Here is a 3,910-nt window from a genome sequence, read left to right on the forward strand (position 1 = left end):
CCGCGCGGATCGCGATCGCCGAGTAGCCGTTGTACTCCGAGTCGATCTTCAAGGCCCGCTTGATGGGGGAGTAGGCGCCGTCGGCGGCGATGACGGCGTCACCGAAGACCTTCTCGCCGTTCTTGAGGACCACGCCGACGACCCGGCCGTTCGCGTCGAGTTCAGGGCCCGCCACCTCGCACGACAGCCGGATCTCGGCGCCAGCGGCCACGGCCTGCATGAGCAGCAGCGTGTCCAGCTGGGGGCGGGGGGCGACGTACCCGTGGTTGGGCATCCCGGGGCGGGTGGGGAAGGACAACTCCCATTGCGATGGACTGAACACCGTCACCCTGTTGACCCGGTGAAATTTGTCGACCTCTTCGGCGAGACCCATCTTCTGCAGGTAGCTGACCGCGCGGGCCGTCAGACCGTCACCGCACGGCTTGTCGCGGGGGAACTCGGCCTTGTCAAGGACGACCACCTTGGCGCCCGTCTTCGCTGCCTGCCATGCCGCGGCGGCACCAGACGGTCCCCCGCCGGCAATAACCAGGTCGTACCGCTGCGTCATCAGACTCGTCTCGTCTAGCTGGGAAATATCGGAACCAACATTACCCGGGTCAGGGGATGGCTTCGTGTCGAGCGCGATGACGGAAATGTGACTCAGAAGGATCGCCAGCTTGCCGGTCCGGCGCGGTTCTGGCAGGTCAGCCCCTCTCAGCCGGTACAGTGTGTCCGTGCGCAGACCGTCTCGGCCCCAGTCGGGTACCCAACCCGGGGTGAAGGTCGATGCGCGCAGCGAGCGCTGGCGTGAGCATCGCAAGAAGGTCCGTGCCGAGATCGTCGACGCCGCCTTCCGTGCCATCGACAAGCTCGGACCCGAACTGTCGCTGCGGGAGATCGCCGAAGAGGCGGGGACCGCGAAGCCGAAGATCTATCGGCACTTCACCGACAAGTCCGACCTGTTCCAGGCGATCGGCGAGCGATTGCGGGACATGTTGTGGGCGGCGATCATTCCGTCGATCAACGTGTCGACCGATCCAGCGCGCGAAGTGATCACGCGCAGCGTCGAGAAGTACGTCTACCTGGTCGACGAACACCCCAACGTGTGCCGGTTCCTGATCCAGGGCCGCTTCGCCGAACAGAGCGAGTCGACGATGCGTGCCCTCAACGAGGGTCGCGACATCACGCTGGCGATGGCCGCGATGTTCAACGAAGAACTCCGCGAGATGGAGCTCGACGGCGCGGCGATCGAGCTGGCCGCGTTCACGACGTTCGGCTCTGCCGCGGCGGCCACCGAGTGGTGGCTGGGCCCGGGGACCAACAGCCCGCGGCGGATGCCGCCGGACGAGTTCATCGTGTATATGACGACCATCATGCTGAGCTCGATCTACGGCACGTGTGAGCTGCTCGGCATCAAGATCGACCCCGACCTGCCACTTCACGAAGGTGTTCGCCGCCGCGAATCGGTGGCCTGATACCCGGTACCCGCGTTCCCGGGTATTCTTGTCGGCATGAGCATCGCCGAAGAGGCAGGCGCCGTCACGGCGCAGAAGGATCCCGTCCATACGCGTGCCGTGATCATCGGTAGCGGCTTCTCCGGCCTCGGCATGGGCATCGCACTGCAGAAGCAGAACGTCGACTTCGTCATCCTCGAGAAGGCCGACGACATCGGCGGCACCTGGCGTGACAACACCTACCCCGGCTGCGCCTGCGACATCCCGTCGCACATGTACTCCTTCTCCTTCGAACCGAAGCCCGACTGGACGCACATGTGGTCGCTGCAGCCGGAGATCTTCGACTACCTCAAGGGTGTCGCGGACAAGTACGGGCTGCGCCGGTACGTCCGCTTCAACTCGCACGTCGAGCGCGCCCACTGGGACGACGCCGAGATGCGGTGGCACGTGTTCACCCAAAGCGGCCAGGAGTACGTCGCCCAGTTCCTCGTCTCGGGGGCCGGCGCTCTGCACATCCCGCTGATCCCCGACATCGAGGGAATCGATGAATTCGCCGGCGCCTCATTCCATTCGGCGCAGTGGGACCACTCAGTCGACATCACCGGGAAACGGGTCGCCGTCATCGGAACCGGCGCCAGTGCCATCCAGCTGGTGCCGGAGATCGTCGAGGACGTCGCCGAACTTCAGGTGTACCAACGCACGCCGCCATGGGTGATGCCGCGGCCCAACAATGCGCTCCCAGAATGGGTCCGGCGGACGTTCACCGATGTCCCCGGCACCAGGGCGGCGATGCGGGCAGCCATCTACTGGCTGCACGAGGTGGTGGGCTTCGGCATGACGAAGCAGCCCGGTTTGCTGAGAGTTGGTTCCTGGCTGGGCAAGTGGAACATCCGGCGGGCCGTCAAGGACAAGGCGTTGCGCCGCAAGCTCACTCCGAACTACCGGGCGGGCTGTAAGCGAATCCTCAACTCCGACACCTACTACCGCGGGATCGCCAATCCCAAGACGCAGGTGATCACCGAGCGCATCACGCGGATGACACGCGATGGCATCGTCACGTTCGACGGGGTCGAGCATCCGGTGGACGTGGTGGTGTTCGCCACCGGCTTCCACGTCACCGACTCGTACTACTACGTCGACATCAAGGGCCCCGGCGGCGAGGACCTGGTGGACCGGTGGAACCGCGAAGGGGTCGAGGCGCACCGCGGCGTCGCCGTCGCCGACATGCCGAACCTGTTCTTCCTGCTCGGTCCGAACACCGGCCTCGGCCACAACTCGGTGGTGTTCATGATCGAATCCCAGATCCGGTACGTGGCGCAGGCGATCGCCGCCGTCGACAAGGCGCGCGCCAAGGCGGTGGCGCCGACCCGCAGCGCGCAGGACGAATTCAACGGCGCGTTGCAGGACGATCTGGCCAAGACGGTGTGGAACACCGGAGGTTGCCGAAGCTGGTACATGGACGAACACGGCGTCAACCGGACGCTGTGGAGCGGCATGACCTGGCAGTACTGGTTGGCAACCAGGCGTTTCAAGGCCGAGGAATACGAGTTCATCGGCCGATGACGATGACGCCGGCACGACACGCCAACACAAGTTGTTGTGTTGCGGCGCGGCGTCGGACCCCAGTTGTAGTGTCAGGGCAGTTACTCGTCACGTTCTGAATTGGGGTCCAAGGTGTCCGATGGAATGAAGCTGATCGACCGCGTCTCGGCCATCAACTGGAACCGCGTTCAAGACGAGAAGGACGCCGAGGTCTGGGAGCGCCTGACCGGCAACTTTTGGTTGCCAGAGAAGGTCCCGGTGTCCAATGACATCCCGTCGTGGGGCACGCTCAACGCCCACGAGAAGCAGCTGACGATGCGGGTGTTCACCGGACTGACGCTGCTGGACACCATTCAGGGCACCGTCGGCGCCGTGAGCTTGATCCCCGACGCGCTGACACCACACGAGGAGGCGGTGTACACCAACATCGCGTTCATGGAGTCGGTGCACGCCAAGAGCTACAGCAACATCTTCTCCACGCTGTGCTCGACCGTGGAGATCGACGAGGCGTTCCGCTGGTCGGAGGAGAACGTCAACTTGCAGCGCAAGGCCGAGATCGTGATGAACTTCTACAAGGGTGACGATCCGCTGAAGCGCAAGGTGGCTTCGACGCTGCTGGAGAGCTTCCTCTTCTACTCCGGCTTCTACCTGCCGATGTACTGGAGCAGCCGCGCCAAGCTCACCAACACCGCCGACATGATCCGGCTGATCATCCGCGACGAGGCCGTGCACGGCTACTACATCGGCTACAAGTTCCAGAAGGGTCTGGCGCAAGCCGACGAGGCGCGCAAGGCCGAGCTGAAGGACTACACCTACGAGTTGCTCTTCGAGCTCTACGACAACGAGGTCGAGTACACCCAGGACCTGTACGACGGGGTCGGACTGACCGAGGACGTCAAGAAGTTCTTGCGGTACAACGCGAACAAGGCGCTGAT

At 64.1% G+C, this 3,910-nt stretch carries 4 protein-coding genes; 3 read left to right on the forward strand and 1 reads right to left on the reverse strand.

Annotated elements, in window-relative coordinates:
- A partial coding sequence (locus tag QOD90_RS23060) for an NAD(P)/FAD-dependent oxidoreductase (protein WP_526353428.1) occupies positions 1-547 on the reverse strand: 547 nt, incomplete at its 3' end.
- Positions 548-713: 166 nt separating this feature from the next.
- On the opposite strand from QOD90_RS23060, the gene QOD90_RS23065 reads away from it, so the two are divergent.
- From QOD90_RS23065 to nrdF, 3 genes are all read left to right on the forward strand, one after another.
- Positions 714-1,454, forward strand: a complete 741-nt coding sequence (locus QOD90_RS23065; RefSeq protein ID WP_526353430.1) for a TetR/AcrR family transcriptional regulator — start codon at positions 714-716, stop codon at positions 1,452-1,454.
- Positions 1,455-1,490: 36 nt separating this feature from the next.
- Complete coding sequence (locus QOD90_RS23070; RefSeq protein WP_526353432.1) at positions 1,491-2,996, forward strand: flavin-containing monooxygenase; 1,506 nt, start codon at positions 1,491-1,493, stop codon at positions 2,994-2,996.
- Positions 2,997-3,119: 123 nt separating this feature from the next.
- Positions 3,120-3,910, forward strand: a 791-nt coding sequence (gene nrdF, locus QOD90_RS23075) for a class 1b ribonucleoside-diphosphate reductase subunit beta (RefSeq protein ID WP_526353434.1), incomplete at its 3' end; no start/stop codon positions are given.

Origin of the sequence: Mycobacterium sp., assembly GCF_032161845.1 — a bacterium.
Lineage (GTDB): Bacteria > Actinomycetota > Actinomycetes > Mycobacteriales > Mycobacteriaceae > Mycobacterium.

Coding starts and splice junctions, on each gene's coding strand:
- QOD90_RS23070 (WP_526353432.1), top strand. CDS start 1,491: ATGAGCATCGCCGAAGAGGCAGGCGCCGTCACGGCGCAGAAGGATCCC.